This window comes from Streptomyces sp. NPDC046939 (assembly GCF_040644575.1).
Lineage (GTDB): Bacteria > Actinomycetota > Actinomycetes > Streptomycetales > Streptomycetaceae > Streptomyces.
The window spans coordinates 1-18182 of sequence record NZ_JBEYWV010000060.1 but is presented as its reverse complement, the minus strand read 5'-3'; the positions used below and the strand labels follow the sequence as shown (position 1 = coordinate 18182).

Genomic DNA, 18182 nt, shown 5'->3' with positions numbered 1-18182 from the left:
TACTGCTCGCTCGTGCCGGCGAGTTCGCCGGCCAGGTGGCGGGCGAGCCGCGTCTGCTCGTGACATGAGCAGACGCGTCCGCGGCTTTTCGTGGGTTGCTCGCGCAGTTCCCCGCGCCCCTGGCGGGGCCTAAGCGAAGGCCAGCCAGACAATCCCGTACGAAGCGGCAGCGACAAGCGCCGCGGCCGGCATCGTGATGAACCACCCCACCACGATGTTCTTGGCAACCCCCCACCGAACGGCGTTCACCCGCTTGGTCGCCCCCACACCCATGATCGCGGACGTGATGACGTGCGTGGTCGAGATGGGCGCGTGGAACAGGAACGCCGAGCCGAACATGATCGAGGCCCCCGTGGTCTCGGCGGCGAACCCCTGCGGCGGGTCCAGCTCGATGATCTTGCGACCCAGGGTCCGCATGATCCGCCAGCCGCCCGCGTACGTGCCGAGCGACAGCATGACGGCGCACACGATCTTGACCCAGACCGGGATCGGGTCCTGGAACGTCTCGTGGCCGCCGATGACGAGCGCCATGACCACGATGCCCATGGTCTTCTGCGCGTCCTGGAGCCCGTGCCCGAGCGCCATGCCGGCCGCGGAGACGGTCTGCGCGATCCGGAATCCGCGCTTCGCCTTGTGCGGGTTGGAGCGCCGGAACATCCACATGATGAGGGTCATCACGAGGTAACCGGCGACGAGGCCGATCACCGGCGACGTGAACATCGGGATGACGATCTTGTCGAGCACCCCGGACCAGTACACGGTCGTGCCCCCGGCGAGCGCCGCGCCGACCATGCCGCCGAACAGGGCGTGCGAGGACGACGAGGGAAGGCCGAAGTACCAGGTGATGAGGTTCCACACGATCGCGCCCGCCAGGGCCGCGAAGAGGATGCCCATCCCCTTGTTGCCCTCGGGCGTCGCGATGATGCCCTCACTGACCGTCTTGGCGACGCCGCTGCCGAGGAAGGCACCGGCGAGGTTCATCACCGCGGCCATGGCGAGCGCCGCGCGGGGCGTCAGGGCACGGGTGGAGACGGACGTGGCGATGGCGTTCGCGGAGTCGTGGAAGCCGTTCGTGTACGTGAATCCGAGCGCGACGCCGATCGTCACGATCAGGGTGAAGGTGTCCATGAGCCGGCCTCAGGACTCCTTCACGGCGATGGTCTCCACCGTGTTGGCCACGTGCTCGAAGGCGTCGGCCGCCTCTTCCAGCACATCGACGACCTGCTTCAGCTTCAGCACTTCCATGGCGTCGTACTTGCCGTTGAAGAGCTGGGCCAGCAGCTTGCGGTGGATCTGGTCGGCCTGGTTCTCGAGCCGGTTGACCTCGATCCAGTACTCGGTGAGGTTCGACATCGTCCGCAGGTTGGGCATCGCCTCGGCGGTCAGTTCGGCCGCCCGCGCGAGCACCTCGATCTGCTGCTCCACGCCCTTCGGGAGCTCCTCGATCTGGTAGAGGACCACCAGGTCGACGGCCTCCTCCATGAAGTCCATGATGTCGTCGAGGGACGAGGCGAGGTTGTAGATGTCCTCGCGGTCGAACGGCGTGATGAACGAGGAGTTGAGCTGGTGGAAGATCGCGTGGGTGGCGTCGTCACCGGCGTGTTCGGCTGCCCGCATCCGCTCCGCGATCTCGGCTCGGGCGGAGGTATCCGTCCCGAGCAGTTCCATCAGGAGCTTCGAGCCCGTGACGATGTTGTCCGCGGACGCGGCGAACATGTCGTAGAAGCTCGTCTCCCTGGGGGTCAGACGAAAACGCACGTGGGGTCCTCGGGGTGCTCTGGATTGGGTCAGGCTGATGCTAGGCGCATCATCCGGCCACGGCTAACCGGCGTTCCCCCAGTGTCGCCCATCAGGCACAGTGATCAGCACGGGGTCCCAGGAACCGGCCGGACCCGCGCGTTTTCCGGTATCCTATACCCACCGGGGGTATATGGAGCCACCACTGGATCCACACGGCATCCACCACGATCCACTACGGGAGGTCGGACACGATGACCACGGACGCGAGCCGTACGGCGGCCGCCGAGGGCGGGGCGGAGAGCGGCACCGCCGAGATCGTGACCGACCACGACCGCGGCATCCACGGCTACCACCACCAGAAGGACGAGCACCTCAAGCGCCTGCGCCGGATCGAGGGCCAGATCCGCGGCCTCCAGCGCATGGTCGAGGAGGACGTCTACTGCATCGACATACTCACGCAGGTGTCGGCCTCCACCAAGGGCCTGCAGTCCTTCGCGCTCCAGCTCTTGGAGGAGCACCTGCGCCACTGCGTCGCCGACGCGGCGGTCAAGGGCGGGGACGAGATCGACGCCAAGGTCGAGGAGGCCACGAAGGCGATCGCGCGGATGCTGCGCACCTGACCCGGCTGGTCCGGGGGCTGCTCTCGGGGGTACGGGGTGGTTCCGCGGGCGGGGGCCGGGCCCTTGGATCCGTGACCTCAGGTCCGGTACTCGCTGTGCGGGCCGCCGGGCAGGGCCTCGGCGACTCGCAGCACCTCGTCGATCCGGTCCGCGCTGAGCCGCCCCTCGGGGACGGCGGACGCCGCGATGATCAGTTCACCGCACAACTCGATCTCGGCGAGGGCGACGTGGTCCTGGACCGTCGTACCTACGGGAGCCACGCTCATCACCTCTTCCAGCCATCGTCGGTCCACTTCCCAGAGTAGGGAGCGCCCTACGGACCGCGCATGGCACGGAAGAACCATTTCCGGCTGCGACGGGGCCCCTACGGCCCGTCCTTCTCGGCGACCTTGCCGGCGTAGATGTCCTTCTTGTCCGGAAGCCGGACGCTCGCGGACTTCCCGAACCCGTAGAGCAGCGTCGTCGACGCCACGGCGACGTCCTTGCGGTTCTGGGTGTCGGCGAAGCTGAAGCGGTGCCTGACCTTGCGGATCAGGCCCTCCTCGTCGAGGTAGACGTCGAACGGCACCGCCGAGCCGCCGAACCCTTTCGCCGCCGCCGCGAACGCCTTCGCGTTCCCCCCGGACGCGGCCTTGGCGGCGGCGCCGAGGTCGACGGTCCCCCGGTAGTGCCGGGTCCGCACGCCCGCGATGTCGCTCTCGCCCGCGTACGTCACCTTCCGCGCGCCGCGCAGCAGCTCCGCCGCCGCCAGCGGGTCGGTGGCGCCGCCCGTGACCAGGTTGCCGTCGCTCAGCGAGGCGGTGTCGACCCGCACCCACTTGTCGGCGGGCACGCCCGCGCCCCGGTTCTTCATGAAGAGGGCGCCGGGCGCGAGCAGCTCGGTGATGGGCCGGTGCTCCTGCGCCCCGGCCGCGTCCTGCGGCAGCCGCACCGTCAGTCTGCCGAGCCCCGCGCGGTAGTCGTAGACGCCCTCGCCGCGAATGGTCACGCGGGTTCCGCCGCTGGCCATCTCCATCGACGTGGTCGCCTCGGAACTGCCCTCGCGCACCAGCCGGTCGGCGGCCCGGCGCACCACGTGCTCCGCGTTCGCGTGCAGGTCACCCGCCTCCGCGCCACCGCCGCACCCGGCCGCGCACGCCATGATGCCCGCCGCGGCCACGGCCGCCGCCCCGGTCCTCACCGGGCGCCTGTGCTGCACCACCATCGCTTGTCTACCCCCAAGCCCGTCCGTGCGTCTGCGGCCCCGCTGTTGACCGGTTAACGACGAGTAGGGTCTGCCGTCACGCGAACGGGGGTTTGCCCAGGCCGTTCACCGTGTCCCGCTACCGTGTCCGCGTGGCACAACAGCAGCGCGAGCACGCGACGACCGTCGAGGAACAAGGCCGGTTCGCGGCGGCCCGGTGCACCTGCGGGTGGCGCGGTCCCGCGCGGCGGGCGCGCAGCAAGGCGCGCTCGGACGCGGAGGAGCATGCGCGGCCCGCGTGAGGGCAGGGGAACCCCGGCTTCCCGTAGCGCGTCTCGTCACCGGGAAGCAACCGGTGGCCGAGGGAGACCCACATGCAGCGACGTACGTTCATAGCGGCCTCGGCGGCCGCGCTCACGGCGGGGGCGGCCTCCGCCTGCACCCCGGACGACGCGGCTCCGTCCGCCTCGTCGGCCTCGTCCGCCTCGTCCAAGAACTCCATCCGCTCCACCGGCGCGAGCGCCTCCCCGGCCGTGCGCGCCGCCGCGAACCTCGACGCGCTGGCCAAGGACCTCGACGGCTCCCTGGTCCGCCCCGGCCAGTCCGCGTGGACCGCCGCCCGCCAGCTCTACAACACCCGCTTCGACGACCTGAGGCCGAGCGCCGTCGCCTACGTCGCCGGGCCCGACGACCTCCGTACGGCCCTGGCGTACGCCCGCGCCCGCAAGGTCCCGGTCGCGATACGCAACGGCGGGCACTCCTACGCGGGCTACTCCTCCGGCAACGGACGGCTGATCCTCGACGTGTCCCGCATGAAATCGGTCCGCGCCTCGGGCGGCGAGGCCGTCGTCGGCGCGGGCGCCAAGCTCATCGACGTCTACCGGGGACTCGCCGCCAAGGGCGTCACCATCCCGGCGGGCTCCTGCCCCACGGTCGGCGTCTCCGGCCTCACCCTCGGCGGCGGCCACGGCGTGGTCTCCCGCGCGTACGGCCTGACCTGCGACAGCCTGACCGGCGCCACCCTCATATCGGCGGACGGCAAGGAGCTGAGGGCCGACGCCTCGACCAACAAGGACCTGTTCTGGGCGCTGCGCGGCGCGGGCAACGGACAGTTCGGCGTCGTCACCGAACTCCGCTTCAAGACCCACCCGGCGCCGCAGGGCGTCTCCGCGTACATGACGTGGCCCTGGTCGAAGGCGGCCACGGTCCTCAAGGCGTGGCAGAAGTGGGGTCCGGACCAGCCCGACGAGATCTGGTCGTCGCTGCACGTGGCGAACGCGGCGGGCGGGCGCCCCACCATCTCCATAGCCGCCTTCTCCCTCGGCACCTACACCGAACTCCAGAACGCCGTCGACCGCCTCGCCGACGGCCCCGGCGGGCCGGGACCGGCCACCTCGGTCTCGCTGAAGCGCCGCTCGTACAAGGAGTCGATGGAGGTCTACGCCGGCTGCTCCGCGTTCTCCGACGACGAGCAGTGCCATCTGCCGGGCCCGACGCCGGGCCGCTCCGTACAGGGCGACCTCCGGCGCGAGACGTACGCGGCCCACTCGGACTTCTTCGACCGCTCCCTGTCGGACGCCGGCGTACGCGCCCTGCTCAAGCAGATGGAGTCGGTGGCGGCGGGCGCGGGCTCCGTCGCCTTCACCGCGCTCGGCGGCGCCGTCAACCGCGTCGACCCGACGGCCACGGCGTTCGTCCACCGCCGCTCGCGGATGCTCGCCCAGTACATCGTGTCCTGGCAGGCGGGCGCCTCCGGATCGGCGGCCCGGGACTGGCTGAAAAAGGCCCACACCGCGATGGCCCCGTACGCGTCGGGGGCCGCGTACCAGAACTACACGGACGCCACGCTGACCAACTGGCGCAAGGCCTACTACGGGGCCGCGGCCGACCGCCTGACGAAGGTCAAGCGGCAGTACGACCCGACGGGCTTCTTCGCGTTCCAGCAGGCCCTGTAAGCGCGGCCCGCGCCTGTTCCGCCCGGATGGAGCAGGCGACACGCCCCCGGGTGGCCCGGACGGGCGAGCGGGGGTGCGCTGGAACCATGAACACACCCCGAATAGTCGCCGCCACGGCCGCGACCGCCGCCGTCCTCACCCTGGGCGCCGCCACGGCCGCCGCCCTCGAGGACGGGACGCCGCACCCCCAGGCGGGCCCGCTCCTGGTGGTCTCCGCCGCCGTCGCGGTGGCCGCGGGCGCCGGCGGTCTCACGCTGATCCGCGGCGGCAAGGGGCCGACTACGCCGCCAGATCCCGCTCCTCGGCGCTCCCCGACGAACCGCGGGCCTCGGGAAGCTCCACCGCGCCCGGAGCCGTCGCCACAGTCCTAGGGGCCCACACGAGCCATCCCGCGCGGGAGCGGCCGATGGCCCGGGCGAGCGGGGTGAGCAGGGCCGAGGCGAGCGGCGAGAGGAGCAGCGCGACGGCGGTGCCGAGCGCGAACCCGCCGACGACGTCGGTCGGGTAGTGCACGCCCATGAAGACCCGGCAGAACCCCTCCGCCACGGCGAGCGCGAGACCGACGAGGCCCAGTTTGCGGTGGGCGACGAAGAGGGCGGCGCCCATGGCCATCGCGAGCGTCGCGTGGTCGCTGACGAACGAGAAGTCGTTCTTGCCGTCCACCAGGACGGTCAGGCCGTCATGGTCCTTGAAGGGCCGCGGCCGTTCGACGAACGACCGGATCGGCACGTTCACCAGGACCGCGACGGCGGCGGCGAGCGGAGCCCACACCACGGCGGCGACCGACGAGGCCGCGTCGTCGAGAGCACCGCGCTTGCGCGCGCCCCACCAGCACCACAGCACCACGAGGACGAGGCCGAGCAGGATCCCGTACTCGCCGACGAACTCCATGGCCCTGTCGAACCAGCCCGGGGTGGCGTCCGTCAGCCCGTTGATGTCGTAGAGCAGGGAGACGTCAGGGTTCGACCCGGAACTCTCGAGCGCCTCGAGTCCAGCCATGGTTCAACGGCCCCTTCGTCCTCAGCCACCCCCGTGGTCTGCTTCCGGTTCAGTAAAAGGAACGCACGTCCACGTTCCCCACGTTCCGCACTCCACCGAATGATCACGCAGACGTTACCGAAGAGAGATGCAAACCCGCAGCTCAGGCCCAGGCGCTAACGGAGAGTTCAAGCCACGTCACACTTCCGGCGACGCGGTCGGCAGCGCCTTCGCGCCGTCCTGCGTGACCCGGGTCGCGCCGAAGTAGTCGGGCGTGTCGATCGGGTCGAACCGGATGACGGCCCCCGACCGCGGCGCGTCGATCATGTACCCGCCGCCGACATAGATCCCCACGTGCCGGATCGCGCGGCTGTTCTGGAGGTCGTCGGAGAAGAACACGAGGTCACCCGGGAGCAGCTCGTCCCGCTTCGGGTGCGGCCCCGCGTTGTACTGGTCGTTGGCGACGCGCGGCAGCTCGATGTCGACCGAGGCGTACGCCGCCTTGGTCAGCCCGGAGCAGTCGAACCGCCCGCCCTGGTCGGCCGTCCCGTTGCCACCCCACAGATACGGGGTTCCGAGCTTCTTCTGCGCGTAGTAGATCGCCGCCGCGGCCTGCTGCGAGGGCTGCACCCGCCCGACCGGCCGGGCGAAGCTCTTCTCCAGCGTCGTAATGGTCTTCACGTAGTTCTGCGTCTCGCGGTACGGCGGCACGCCCCGGTACTTGATGACGGCGTACGCGCCCGCGTTGTACGCCGCCAGCATGTTCTTCGTCGGGTCGCCGGGCGCGTCCTTCACGTACGAGGCGAGCTTGCAGTCGTACGAGGCGGCCGACGGGATCGCGTCGTTCGGGTCCCAGATGTCCCGGTCCCCGTCCCCGTCCCCGTCCACGCCGTGCGCCGCCCAGGTCCCGGCGATGAACTGCGCTATGCCGTACGCCTTCGCCGGCGACGTCGCCCTCGGGTTGAAGCCGCTCTCCTGGTAGAGCTGGGCGGCGAGCAGCGCCGGATTGATCGCGGGGCACAGATTGCCCCACTTCTGCACGAGCGGCTGGTAGGCGGCGGGCACGGCCCCCTTCGCGAGCCCGACGGCTCCCTGCCCCACCCCGTTGGTCAGACTCCCCGCCGCCATGTACGTCCCCAGGACCAGCAGCGTCACGAACCCCGTCCCCCCCGCGACGGCCGAACCCGCGACGATCCACGCCTTACGCACCGTCAACCGCCTTCCGCCGCACGGGAGTCCATCGACCTTCCAGTCTAGAGGCCTGCCCACCGGATGATCGGAATTCACTTCCGAGCGCCGGTCGGAGGACACCAGCGACCTTGATCGCCCGGCGATTGCCCGGCGTGACCAGGCGTGATACACAGAGTGACGATACGTTCCGGCACATACCGAACCGCCCGCCAGGCGGCCCGGCGGACAACGGTGCGTACGAACTCGGCCAACGAATGGCGGCAATGGTGCAGGCATCCGCGCCAATCTGCGCCAGAATGGCGGTGACCTCTGCGCTGCTGCGGAGGCGACAGAACTACCCAATTGGGGCGGTGAGTTACACATGCTGCTGGCAGCCGAAAAAGGCGACATCACGACCATCATCGGCGGGATCGCCCCCGACTGGGGCCCGTTCGGGAGCCTGGGCAACGAGGCACGCGTAATGATCGAGGTGGTGATGGCCGTGGCCATCCTGCTCTGCCTCGGCATCGCGATCTGGGGCGCGGCCAAGCAACGCATCGGGGCGACGGCACTGCGCGACACCTTCAGCGCCGAACAAGGCAAGGGCCTCATCATCGCGGGCCTCACCGGGGTCTTCATCATCGGCTCCCTCGGCACGCTCTTCACGATCGTCTACGGCATGGCCGTCTAGCCCGCGGGACCGGCGCTTTTCCGCCGCCCGTCCCGCGGCGGAGAACGCACCGTCAGTTTCCGGCCGCTCCCTGCCGGTTATGCCTTGTTCGAACACTGTCCGATCCGCTGATCCCCCAGTCCCCATATCGCCCCAGTCCCCACATCCCCCCTAGTCCCCACATCCCCACACCCCCGCGTCCCCGACACCATCCGTTCCGTCGTGCCCACCGGCTGAGGTTGCGTCTCCCTGATGTCGAACCACCACACCGCGTCCGCGCGGCCACCAGCACGGCTACCGTCGTATGCGGCGTATCCGGCGGTTCAGCACAAGGTTGAGGGGACGTGCGCACGATGAGTCTCGACGACCGGCACAGCGACGACCTCTACGGCGGCACCGGCCAGACCCGGACCCGCTACCCCGACTCCCCCGCCCCCGACCCGCGCAGACCCGGCCGCTCCCCGTCCCGCTCCCTCATCACCGTGGTCGGCGTCGTGGTCCTCCTCATCGCGGCGATCGCGTTCGCCAACCGCGGCGGCGACAGCGCCTCCGGCGGCAACCAGGACTCCGGCTCGGCCCCGAAGTCCTCCTCCACGGCCGCCACCGGGACGAAGCCGGTGGGGGCGGGGTTTGCGCATGATGAACAGGGGGCGCAGTCGGCTGCCGCCAATTACGCGGTTCAGCTCGGTTCGGCCGAAATGTTCGACAAGGCCAAGCGGGACCAGATCGTCGACACGGTCTACGTGCCGCAGGCCGCCGCCGCCCGCAGGGGCGCCCTCGACAAGGTCTACTCCAGCGAGAGCTTTCTGACGAGCATCGGCCTCAACAAGGACGGCACGGCGCCCAACGGCACCACGTTCGTGTCCCGCATCATCCCGGTCGGCACGAAGACCACCGCCTTCGACGGCGACACGGCGACCGTGTCGATCTGGTACTCGTCCCTGTTCGGACTCGCGGGCGAGGGCGCCAAGAACCCCGTCTCCGAGAGCTGGTACACCAACAGCTACAAGATGCGCTGGATCAGCGGCGACTGGAAGGTGGAGGACTTCACGCAGAAGGACGGGCCTGTCCCGGTCGGTCGCGACCAGCGCGCCTCCACGGCCGATGACATGGCCAAGGCCGTGAAGGAGTACGGAGGCTTCACCTATGCCCGCTAGCCGCCGTCGCCGCACCCTCACGCTCGCCGGCATGGTCGCCGCCGTGCAGACCTCGGGCGTCCTGCTGGCGTCCCGCGCCTTCGCCGCCCCCGACCCGAACCCGTCGAACGATCCCTGCGACCTCATCCGCGGCCCCGCCAAGGCCTACTGCCAGCGTGGGGACGGTAGTCGGCGCAGTCTCACCGGGGGGAGCACGGGGGGCGACATGCCACCCGACACCAACAACCCCCTGGACCCCCTCTCCAGCCTCGCCAAGGGCTGTGCCGACGCCGCCTCCTGGACCGTCGACAAGCTCAGCGAGGCCGTCCGCAAGACCGCCGAGGTCGACTTCACGAACCAGGAGTTCCTGAAGCAGTACGCGGTCGTCTTCGCCGCCTCCGCCGTCCTGACCCTCCTCCTGTGGCTGCTCGCCGTCGCGAAGAGGGCGGTGCGCGGCGTCCCCCTGGCGACCGCGATCTCGGAGGCCGTCGGCTTCCTGTGGCTGACGGTGCTGGCCTCGGCGTTCACCCCGCTGATCCTGTACACCGTCGTCTCCGCCACGGACGGCGTCACGGACGTCCTGGCGAAGGCGACGGGCAATCAGACGAACGCGTTCTTCGGCACGTTCTCCGACGCCCTCAAGAAGGGCGACGACATCGGCGGCGGCCCGATCATGCTGATCGTGGTGTCGCTGGTGTCGATCGTCGCGGCCGGCGTGCTCTACCTGGAGCTGTATCTGCGCGCGGTCCTGCTGTACGTGGGCGCCCTGCTCGGCGTCGTCGTGTACGCGGGCCTCGTCGACAAGAACCTGTGGGGCCACGTCCGCCGCTGGGTCGGCATCATGGTGGCGATCATCCTCGTCAAGCCGGTGATCGTGATCGTCCTCGGCCTCGCGGGGGCGCTGTCGAGCAGCGACGACGGCCCCGACTCGCTCGCCGCCGTCGTCTCGGGCCTCGCCATCGTCCTGCTCGCCATCTTCGCCAGCGGCATGATCTACCGCTTCGTCCCGGGCTTCGGCGACGAGATGGCCAACGTCCGCAAGAACCGCATCATGCAGGGCGCCGAGGGCAAGGCGGCCGCCGCCTTCACCTCGCCCGCCGCCCTGGTCTCGCAGGGCATCAAGACGCACAGCGCCCGCGCGGACAGCGGCGCGGGCGGCGGGGGCGGCGGGCAGTCCCGCCCGGCCAACCCCGTCTCGGGCGGCGTCGCCGCGCACAGCACCCGTACGGGCACGGGCGGCGGCGGATCTGTCCCCTCCGCCGCACCCGCGCCCCGTACGAGCCCCACGAACACCCCGCACGCCGGTAACCGAGGCAACGGCGGGGGCAGCAACCCCGGCTTCAACAGCAACGGCAAACCGCAAGGAGGTGCAGGGCGTTGACGACCCAGTCCCATGTGTCCCCTCCGGTCACGCCCCGCCGCACATATCTGATCGGCCGTGCCCGGCCGAACGCGATCGTCGGCAGGAACCGCGAGACCGGCGAGATCGCCCTGATCATCGGCGGGGCGTTCCTCGGCATGATGTGCGGGCTCCTCGTCCCGATCCTCTCCTTGCGCATCGTGCTGCTGATGGGCTTCCCGCTGCTCGCGCTGGCCGCGGTCTACGTCCCGTACAAGCACCGCACCTTCTACAAGTGGTTCGAGATCAACCGGAGTTACAAGCGCACCCTGAAGCGGGGCACGACCTACCGCTCGTCCGCCATGGAGGCCGGGGTCCGGCTCGACGGCCGTGAGGTCGAGATCGGCCCGCCGCCCGGCATCGGCCGCCTGACGTGGCTCGCGGCCCCGTTCGGCCCGGACGAGATCGCCGTCCTGCTCCACGCCGACCGGCGCACCGTCACCGCCGCCATCGAGATCGAGGGCCCCGGCGTCGGCCTGCGCGACTCGGAGGACCAGGAGGCGCTGGTCGACCGGTTCGGCACGCTCCTCAAGCACGTGGCGAACGGCGACGGGTTCGTCACCCGCCTCCAGATGCTGGCCCGCACCCTGCCCGCCGACCCGGACGCGCACGCCAAGGACGTGGCCGTACGCGGCGACGACCGCGCGCTCGGCTGGCTGCGCGAGTCCTACGACCAGCTCCAGTCGATGGTGTCGACCAGCAGTGAGCAGCACCGCGCCTACCTCGTCGCCTGCATGCACTACACGCGCGAGCTGGCCGCCGAGGCCAACGCGATGGCGCGCGCCACCCGCCCCAAGGGGGGCCGGAAGATCGACCGGGACGCGGGGCTCGCCGTCGTCATGGCCCGTGAGCTGACGGACATCTGCTCGCGGCTCCAGGAGGCCGACATCCGCGTACGGCAGCCGCTCGGCCAGGGCCGCCTCGCCTCCCTCATCCACTCCATGTACGACCCGGACCACCCCATCGACCACATCCAGGCGATGACGAAGCGCAACGCCTGGCCGGCCGAGCTGGACGCGATGGAGCCCACGTACCTCCAGGCCAAGACGCGGGAGTCGTCGACGCGCGCGCCCTGGTGCCACGCCACCGCCTGGGTGAAGGAGTGGCCGATGACGCCGGTCGGCGTCAACTTCCTCGCGCCGCTCCTCGTCCACACACCGGACGTGATCCGCACCGTGGCCGTCACGATGGACCTGGAGCCGACGGAGGTCGCCATCGAGCGGATGCTGACGGAGAAGACCAACGACGAGGCGGAGGCGTCCCGCGCCGCCAAGATGAACCGGACCGTCGACCCGCGCGACGTCGCCGCCCACGGCCGTCTCGACCAGCGCGGCGAGGACCTGGCGAGCGGCGCGGCCGGAGTCAACCTGGTCGGCTACATCACGGTCTCGTCCCGCAACCCCGACGCCCTCGCCCGCGACAAGCGCACGATCCGGGCCTCGGCCGGAAAGTCGTACCTGAAGCTGGAGTGGTGCGACCGGGAGCACCACCGGGCGTTCGTGAACACCCTGCCCTTCGCCACCGGCATCCGACGGTAGCCGTGTCCTTCGAGGTGTCCCAAGAGGTGTCCCCCAAGGTGTGCTCCAAGGTGTGCCCCATGGTCTCCCCCAGGGCGTGCCCCATGGTCTCCCCCAAGGCAAGAAGGTAGGCGCTGCTCATGCGGGATCCGTTGTCCCTCCTCACGGATGCCTTCACGTCCTTCCTGTTCGGGAAGGTGGAGACGACCCGGCTGCCGGTGCGTACGTCGACGGGCCAGGCCCAGGCCGTCTACCTGCCGACCGCCGCGCCGGGCCTCGGCGACTCCGGCGTGATCATCGGCCGCGAGGTGTACTCCGGCAAGGGCTACATCTACGACCCGTTCCAGCTGTACGGGCAGCAGCTCCCTGCCCCGCACTGGCTGGTCCTCGGCGAGTCCGGCAACGGCAAGTCGGCGCTGGAGAAGACGTACGTCCTGCGCCAGCTCCGCTTCCGCGACCGCCAGGTCGTCGTCCTCGACGCACAGGGCGAGGACGGGGTCGGCGAATGGAACCTCATCGCGGAGGAGCTGGGGATAACGCCCATCCGGCTCGACCCGACGGCCGCCCTGGACATGGGCATCCGCCTGAACCCGCTCGACCCCGCGATCACGACGACGGGCCAGCTGGCCCTGCTCCGTACGATCATCGAGGTCGCGATGGGGCACGGCCTGGACGAGCGGTCCGGCTTCGCCCTCAAGGTCGCGCACGCCTACGTCAACGAGACGATCGTCGACCGCCAGCCCGTCCTGACCGACATCGTCGAGCAGCTCCGCCACCCCGAGCCGGAGTCCGCCGAGGCGATGAACGTGGCCATAGAGGACGTACGGGCCTGGGGCCTGGACGTCGCGCTCGTCCTGGACCGCCTGGTCGACGGTGACCTGCGCGGCATGTTCGACGGCCCGACGACGGTCGGCATCGACCTCGACGCGCCGCTCATCGTCTTCGACCTGTCCCACATCGACCGGAACTCGATCGCGATGCCGATCCTCATGGCGATCGTCGGCGTCTGGCTCGAACACACGTGGATCCGCCCGGACCGCAAGAAGCGCATCTTCCTGGTGGAGGAGGCGTGGCACATCATCAACTCCCCCTTCGTCGCGCAGCTCTTCCAGCGCCTGCTGAAGTTCGGGCGCCGCCTCGGTCTCTCCTTCGTCGCGGTCGTCCACCACCTGAGCGACGTGGTCGACGGCGCGGCCGCGAAGGAGGCGGCGGCCATCCTCAAGATGGCGTCGACGAGAACGATCTACGCGCAGAAGGCGGACGAGGCGCGCGCCACGGGCCGGGTCCTGGGCCTCCCGCGCTGGGCGGTCGAGATCATCCCCACGCTCACCCCCGGCATCGCGGTCTGGGACGTCAACGGCAACGTCCAGGTGGTCAAGCACCTCATCACCGAGACGGAACGCCCGCTCGTCTTCACCGACCGCGCCATGACCGAGTCCTCCGACCCGACGCTCGGCGACGACGCGCTGTACGCGGCGGAGCTTGAGGCGGAGGAGCGGGCGGCGGCGTTCGTCGAGCAACGCCTCACGGACGCCTCCTCCTCCGAGTCGACGGTGGCGTGAGGCGGGTGGCCTGGTGATGGTGCGGGACGAACGGCGCTACGGGGACGAGCGCGGCCGGGGCGGTGTCCCCGACGGCCTGCTCGTCGGCCTCCTGGCGTTCCTGCTCGGCATGACGATCATGGTCTGGACGGCGACGGGCCTGGCGGGCCTCTTCGCCAAGGGCGCCTGGCCCTCGAACGTCACCTTCGGCCGCACCCCCCTGGCCATGCGCGCCCTGATCGCCGAACCCCACAACATCCCCGGCGCCTGGCCGGACACCCCCAGGACGGAACTCTCCGGCTACGGCCTGTTCTGGGGCCTGCTCATCAGCCAGCTCATGATTCTGGTGGTCCTGGCGATCTTCGTGGCCGGCACCCTGGCCAGATGGCGAGCGAGACGCTCCGCGCAGCCCGCAGGTTCCATCCCGGGTTCCGCACCCCCGGCGCCCCGCAGCAAGACGGCCCCCGGCCGAAGGGACCGCCGGGCCCGAACGTCCGACCCTGAGCGGCCCAAGGCAGACGGCACCACGAACGCCCCGAACACGTCACCCTCGGCGGGCGCCACGGAAACGTACGCCGCCCAGGAACCGGCCCGCGGGGTTGAAACGGGCCCGCACTGGAACCCGGCCGCCGGTACCGGGACGGGCGCTCACCTGGCTGCCGGCCCCGCTACCGAGGCCGCGACCGGCGCCCACCTGGATCCCGGGCGCGATGCTGGGACGGAGACCGGCGCTCCCCTGCATCCCACACCCGGTACCGGAACCGGCGCTCACCCGCACGCCGCACCGGGTCCGGTGACCGGCGCCCACCTGAACCCTGCGCCTGGCACTCACCCGAACCTTGCACCCAGTGCTGGGACCGGGACGGGCCCTCACCCGTATCCCGCGCCCGGGACCGGAACCGGCGCTCACCCGAACCCTGCACCCGGTACCGGCCCCGATGCCGCGACCGGCGCCCAGCCCATGCCCGAGATGTGGTCGCCCGGGGCCGGGGCAGGCCCCCAGTCGACGCCCACGCCACCGCACCCCCCAGCGGCACCACTCACCCACGCCCCGGGCACACACCCCGGCCCCGCTCAACCCCTCACCCCGGGCGCCGCACCAGCCCCCGCCCCCGGCGCCGCACCAACCCCGCCCCCTGGCCTCACCCCAGCCCCACCCACCGGCCCCTGGCCACAAACCCCGGCCCACACAATTCCGGGTCCACGAAACGCACCCGTCGTGCTAGGACCCCCCGCCGACCGCCACCCCCGCGCCATACAGGCGATCCGGGACGCGGAGGGCCCGGTGCTCGTCGTGACCTCGGAGCCAAGGGTCTGGGAGGAGACCAAGGACGCCCGGGCCAAACTGGGCCCGGTCCTCCTGTACGACCCGACGCACCGGTGCGACACCCCGGCCCGTATGCACTGGAACCCCGCGACGGGCTGCACGGACAGGTCCACGGCCACGACCCGCGCGGCAGCGCTCCTCGCCCCGATAAGGCCCACCGCCAGGATCGATTCCGCGCTGGCCGAGACCGCCGAGACGCTGCTGCGCAGCTACCTGCACGCGGCGGCCGTCGACGGCAAACCGTTCCGCCACGTCCACCGCTGGGCCCAGGGCAGCCAGGTCCAGGACGCCGTACGCATCCTGCGTACGAACCCGAAGGCCGCCGGCGGCTCCGCGGGCGAGCTGGAGGCCGCCCTCACCTCGCACCCGGACCGCCGCGACATGGCCCAGGAGTTGACGGCCCGCGCCCTCTCCGCGCTCTTCACGGTCCACGTCCGCGAGGCCTGCACCCCAAACCGAACTGATGCGCTCACCCTGGATTCTTTCGCGGACGAAGGGGGCACGCTTTATGTGGTGGGTGAACCCATCGAGGACCCCAAGACGAACCCGGGCGCGATGCCCCTGCTGACGGCGCTCGCCTCAAGCGTGGTCGAGCACGGCCGCCGGATGGCCGACAGGTCACCCGCCGGCCGGCTCGACCCACCAATGACGCTGGTCCTGGACGACGTCGCGGCGGTGGCCCCGCTCCCCCAGTTGCCGGAACTGCTCGCAGCCGGCCCTGACCGGGGCCTGCCGACCCTGGCCCTGCTCCGCTCCCGCGAACAGGGCCGCAGCCGCTGGCCGAACGCGGAACTCCACCTGCCCTAGCCCTCGCCCCCCTTGGCGTAGAGCCGCAGAAAGACCCGCACCCCGCTCTCGACACGCGCATCGACCTCGTCCCGCCCCATCGGCACGACCCCGAAGAACGTGTCGACGGTGACGGACCCGGCGGTCAGAAGCATGAAGTACCGCGCGGCTTCGGCCGCGTTGCCGTCATCGACGGCCAACAACCCCTGCGCGCCCAGCTCCAGGAACCGCACCCGTACCGCCTCGGTCACCGCCCGCGGCCCGATCCGCTGCCACTCCTCGATGACGTCGGCGGGCAGGTGCGCCCCTTCCGAGATGATGTGCCGGACGAGCAGCATGTGGGGAGCGTGCTCCCCGCGCCGCCCCAGCCATTCGCGCGCGAGGGCGGTGATGTCGCGCTCGATGTCGGTGACTTTGCCCAAGTGCCGTTCGACGAGCGCGACGTGGGCCGCGGTGACGCTGGCCGCGCTGTCGAGCAGCACCTCGCGGAACAGGTTCTCCTTGCCGCCGAAGTGGTTGTAGAGCGTCCGCGTGGAGACCCCGGCCTCGGCCGCGATCTCGTCGATCCCGGCACGCGTGTACCCGTCGCGCCCGAACACCGTACGCGCGCCGCGCAGCAACGCCTGCCGCTTCTCGACGGTCCCTCGGCGCGGGCTCCGCCCGTCCTGCTCAGCCATCGCTCTCCTCACCGGCCGACGCTCAGCGACTCAGCCTAGGCAACGAGACCTAGACGCCCCGCCACCGGACCTAGGTACAACGACCGTTGCACTTCTTACAACCACGGTTGTACTTTACCGCCATGACAACCGAACCCCAGGTCCCGGCGGCCCCGACGCCCGACGGTCACCGCCCCTCCCTGCTCCTGACAGCAGCGGGCAACGCCTGGCTCACCACGCTCCATCCGGGCATCACGACCGGCGCCCTCGCCGCCCCGCTCCTCACCATCGGCACGGGCCAGGGCCTGTCCATCGGCATCATCGACGCGCAGGCCCTCTCGATGGTCGCCCCGTCCGAGGTCGGCATGGCCTCCGGTTTCCTCAACACGGTCCGTGGCGGCACGGGCGCCGTCGTGCTCACCGTCTTCGGCGCACTCCTGCTCGCCTCGGTCGAGTCCCGCGTCGGCTCGGGCCGGCTCGGGCCGGCTCGCGGCACAGGTGACGTCAGGAGCGGGCGGCCACGCCGAGGAGTACACGGCGGCCTGGCGAACGACGCTCTGGACGGTGTCGGCCCTGCTGACAGCACTGGCCGCCACGACGTACGCGCTGCTGTCCCGCCCGCCCCAGGACCCGGACCCCTCTACGCGAACCCCACACCCACACCCACACCCACAGACGACGACCCGCTGACCACAACACCTCTCACTGAGACAACTCACAACGGAGATCGGAGCCCACCATGCCCAACCCCGACACCACCACAACCGACCACCCCCTCAACCACCCCCTCGACCGCCCTCTCCGCGTAGCCATCGTCATCGGCTCCACCAGGGACGGCCGCCTGGCCCCGACCGTGGGCGCCTGGTTCACGCAGCAGGCGAGGACGCACGCTCCGGAAACCCACTTCGACGTGATCGACCTGACCGAGCTCCGCCTCCCGGACAATCACCCCAGCTGGGGCCACACCCCGACCCCCGAACAGACCGAACTCGCCGCCCGCGTGGACGCAGCCGACGCCTATGTCATCGTCACCCCCGAGTACAACCACAGCTTCCCCGCCCACCTGAAGCACTTCATCGACCTGCACCGCGAGGAATGGCAGGCCAAGCCGGTCGGCTTCGTCTCGTACGGGGGCGTCGGTGGCGGCCTCCGCGCCGTCGAGCAACTCCGCCTGGTCTTCGCCGAGCTGCACGCCACAACGGTCCGCGACGGCGTGAGCTTCCACCGCGTGACCGCCGACCACTTCGCCGAGGACGGCCCGGCCTACGCCCCGCAAGGCGCCGGCGAGGCGGCGAAAATCATGCTCGACCAATTGGACTGGTGGGCCCAGGCCCTCCGCACGGCGCGCGAAAACCGCCCTTACACCTAGCCGTAAACGCAGAAAAGCCCCGTGCCAAATGGCACGGGGCTTTCCTTAACAATTAGTTCGGCGGCGTCCTACTCTCCCACAGGGTCCCCCCTGCAGTACCATCGGCGCTGTGAGGCTTAGCTTCCGGGTTCGGAA

The 18182-nt window shown here is 70.7% G+C and carries 18 protein-coding genes and 1 rRNA gene; 11 read left to right on the top strand and 8 right to left on the bottom strand.

The genetic code is table 11. From position 1 onward, the window contains the following. Positions 1-129: 129 nt before the first annotated feature. Both ABZ877_RS39005 and ABZ877_RS39000 read right to left on the bottom strand, forming a co-directional pair. Positions 130-1128 (bottom strand): inorganic phosphate transporter, encoded by a 999-nt coding sequence (locus ABZ877_RS39005; protein WP_361081218.1) that lies wholly within the window; start codon positions 1126-1128, stop codon positions 130-132. A 9-nt stretch (positions 1129-1137) separates the two neighbouring features. Beyond that, positions 1138-1758 (bottom strand): DUF47 family protein, encoded by a 621-nt coding sequence (locus ABZ877_RS39000; RefSeq protein ID WP_361081215.1) that lies wholly within the window; start codon positions 1756-1758, stop codon positions 1138-1140. Between the two features lie 233 nt (positions 1759-1991). Between ABZ877_RS39000 and ABZ877_RS38995 the strand changes: the two genes are divergently transcribed. Further along, the gene (locus tag ABZ877_RS38995) at positions 1992-2360 is read left to right on the top strand and encodes a metal-sensitive transcriptional regulator (protein ID WP_361081212.1); all 369 of its coding nucleotides are present in this window, start codon (positions 1992-1994) and stop codon (positions 2358-2360) included. A gap of 77 nt (positions 2361-2437) precedes the next feature. Here ABZ877_RS38995 and ABZ877_RS38990 read toward each other — a convergent pair whose 3' ends face one another. Both ABZ877_RS38990 and ABZ877_RS38985 read right to left on the bottom strand, forming a co-directional pair. Next, the gene (locus tag ABZ877_RS38990; RefSeq protein WP_361081209.1) at positions 2438-2626 is read right to left on the bottom strand and encodes a hypothetical protein; all 189 of its coding nucleotides are present in this window, start codon (positions 2624-2626) and stop codon (positions 2438-2440) included. 98 nt (positions 2627-2724) lie between these two features. Beyond that, positions 2725-3564: a hypothetical protein gene (locus ABZ877_RS38985; RefSeq protein ID WP_361081206.1), complete on the bottom strand. Its 840-nt coding sequence runs from the start codon at positions 3562-3564 to the stop codon at positions 2725-2727. A 131-nt stretch (positions 3565-3695) separates the two neighbouring features. Between ABZ877_RS38985 and ABZ877_RS38980 the strand changes: the two genes are divergently transcribed. Then, a complete protein-coding gene (locus ABZ877_RS38980; protein ID WP_361081203.1) occupies positions 3696-3845 on the top strand; it encodes a hypothetical protein in 150 nt (49 codons plus the stop codon). A gap of 72 nt (positions 3846-3917) precedes the next feature. Next, positions 3918-5498: an FAD-binding oxidoreductase gene (locus ABZ877_RS38975; protein WP_361081201.1), complete on the top strand. Its 1581-nt coding sequence runs from the start codon at positions 3918-3920 to the stop codon at positions 5496-5498. Positions 5499-5777: 279 nt separating this feature from the next. Here ABZ877_RS38975 and ABZ877_RS38970 read toward each other — a convergent pair whose 3' ends face one another. Both ABZ877_RS38970 and ABZ877_RS38965 read right to left on the bottom strand, forming a co-directional pair. Beyond that, positions 5778-6497, bottom strand: a complete 720-nt coding sequence (locus ABZ877_RS38970; RefSeq protein WP_361081200.1) for a phosphatase PAP2 family protein — start codon at positions 6495-6497, stop codon at positions 5778-5780. Between the two features lie 177 nt (positions 6498-6674). Then, on the bottom strand, positions 6675-7685 hold the full coding sequence (locus tag ABZ877_RS38965) for a bifunctional lytic transglycosylase/C40 family peptidase (RefSeq protein ID WP_361081223.1): 1011 nt from the start codon (positions 7683-7685) through the stop codon (positions 6675-6677). A 343-nt stretch (positions 7686-8028) separates the two neighbouring features. Between ABZ877_RS38965 and ABZ877_RS38960 the strand changes: the two genes are divergently transcribed. From ABZ877_RS38960 to ABZ877_RS38935, 6 genes are all read left to right on the top strand, one after another. After that, a complete protein-coding gene (locus ABZ877_RS38960) occupies positions 8029-8337 on the top strand; it encodes a hypothetical protein (RefSeq protein WP_018527881.1) in 309 nt (102 codons plus the stop codon). Between the two features lie 332 nt (positions 8338-8669). Then, a complete protein-coding gene (locus ABZ877_RS38955) occupies positions 8670-9473 on the top strand; it encodes a hypothetical protein (RefSeq protein WP_361081220.1) in 804 nt (267 codons plus the stop codon). Then, a complete protein-coding gene (locus ABZ877_RS38950; protein ID WP_361081198.1) occupies positions 9463-10833 on the top strand; it encodes a hypothetical protein in 1371 nt (456 codons plus the stop codon). Before ABZ877_RS38955 ends, ABZ877_RS38950 begins: the two co-directional genes overlap by 11 nt. Further along, positions 10830-12389: an SCO6880 family protein gene (locus ABZ877_RS38945; RefSeq protein WP_361081196.1), complete on the top strand. Its 1560-nt coding sequence runs from the start codon at positions 10830-10832 to the stop codon at positions 12387-12389. The genes ABZ877_RS38950 and ABZ877_RS38945 overlap by 4 nt, the downstream gene beginning before the upstream one ends. A gap of 119 nt (positions 12390-12508) precedes the next feature. Next, entirely contained in the window at positions 12509-13930 is a 1422-nt protein-coding gene (locus tag ABZ877_RS38940; protein ID WP_361081194.1) for an ATP-binding protein, read from the top strand. Positions 13931-13946: 16 nt separating this feature from the next. Then, positions 13947-16043 (top strand): hypothetical protein, encoded by a 2097-nt coding sequence (locus tag ABZ877_RS38935; protein WP_361081192.1) that lies wholly within the window; start codon positions 13947-13949, stop codon positions 16041-16043. Here the strand turns inward: ABZ877_RS38935 and ABZ877_RS38930 are convergent. After that, the gene (locus tag ABZ877_RS38930) at positions 16040-16699 is read right to left on the bottom strand and encodes a TetR/AcrR family transcriptional regulator (protein ID WP_361081191.1); all 660 of its coding nucleotides are present in this window, start codon (positions 16697-16699) and stop codon (positions 16040-16042) included. The genes ABZ877_RS38935 and ABZ877_RS38930 overlap by 4 nt on opposite strands. Positions 16700-16821: 122 nt before the next feature. Here ABZ877_RS38930 and ABZ877_RS38925 point away from each other — a divergent pair, with 122 nt between their 5' ends. Both ABZ877_RS38925 and ABZ877_RS38920 read left to right on the top strand, forming a co-directional pair. Further along, the gene (locus tag ABZ877_RS38925; RefSeq protein WP_361081189.1) at positions 16822-17487 is read left to right on the top strand and encodes a hypothetical protein; all 666 of its coding nucleotides are present in this window, start codon (positions 16822-16824) and stop codon (positions 17485-17487) included. Continuing rightward, positions 17418-18047: an NAD(P)H-dependent oxidoreductase gene (locus ABZ877_RS38920; RefSeq protein WP_361081187.1), complete on the top strand. Its 630-nt coding sequence runs from the start codon at positions 17418-17420 to the stop codon at positions 18045-18047. The genes ABZ877_RS38925 and ABZ877_RS38920 overlap by 70 nt, the downstream gene beginning before the upstream one ends. 55 nt (positions 18048-18102) lie before the next feature. Here the strand turns inward: ABZ877_RS38920 and rrf are convergent. Continuing rightward, positions 18103-18182: ribosomal RNA gene (rrf, locus tag ABZ877_RS38915) — 5S ribosomal RNA — on the bottom strand; the annotation flags it as partial.

Bases quoted from the DNA above. Each gene is read 5' to 3' on its own strand.
- ABZ877_RS38995 (WP_361081212.1), top strand. From the start codon at position 1,992: ATGACCACGGACGCGAGCCGTACGGCGGCCGCCGAGGGCGGGGCGGAG.
- ABZ877_RS38920 (WP_361081187.1), top strand. From the start codon at position 17,418: ATGCCCAACCCCGACACCACCACAACCGACCACCCCCTCAACCACCCC.
- ABZ877_RS38975 (WP_361081201.1), top strand. From the start codon at position 3,918: ATGCAGCGACGTACGTTCATAGCGGCCTCGGCGGCCGCGCTCACGGCG.
- ABZ877_RS39005 (WP_361081218.1), bottom strand. From the start codon at position 1,128: ATGGACACCTTCACCCTGATCGTGACGATCGGCGTCGCGCTCGGATTC.
- ABZ877_RS38930 (WP_361081191.1), bottom strand. From the start codon at position 16,699: ATGGCTGAGCAGGACGGGCGGAGCCCGCGCCGAGGGACCGTCGAGAAG.
- ABZ877_RS38960 (WP_018527881.1), top strand. From the start codon at position 8,029: ATGCTGCTGGCAGCCGAAAAAGGCGACATCACGACCATCATCGGCGGG.
- ABZ877_RS38925 (WP_361081189.1), top strand. From the start codon at position 16,822: ATGACAACCGAACCCCAGGTCCCGGCGGCCCCGACGCCCGACGGTCAC.
- ABZ877_RS38935 (WP_361081192.1), top strand. From the start codon at position 13,947: ATGGTGCGGGACGAACGGCGCTACGGGGACGAGCGCGGCCGGGGCGGT.
- ABZ877_RS38985 (WP_361081206.1), bottom strand. From the start codon at position 3,564: ATGGTGGTGCAGCACAGGCGCCCGGTGAGGACCGGGGCGGCGGCCGTG.
- ABZ877_RS38990 (WP_361081209.1), bottom strand. From the start codon at position 2,626: ATGAGCGTGGCTCCCGTAGGTACGACGGTCCAGGACCACGTCGCCCTC.
- ABZ877_RS38940 (WP_361081194.1), top strand. From the start codon at position 12,509: ATGCGGGATCCGTTGTCCCTCCTCACGGATGCCTTCACGTCCTTCCTG.
- ABZ877_RS38970 (WP_361081200.1), bottom strand. From the start codon at position 6,497: ATGGCTGGACTCGAGGCGCTCGAGAGTTCCGGGTCGAACCCTGACGTC.
- ABZ877_RS38950 (WP_361081198.1), top strand. From the start codon at position 9,463: ATGCCCGCTAGCCGCCGTCGCCGCACCCTCACGCTCGCCGGCATGGTC.
- ABZ877_RS38955 (WP_361081220.1), top strand. From the start codon at position 8,670: ATGAGTCTCGACGACCGGCACAGCGACGACCTCTACGGCGGCACCGGC.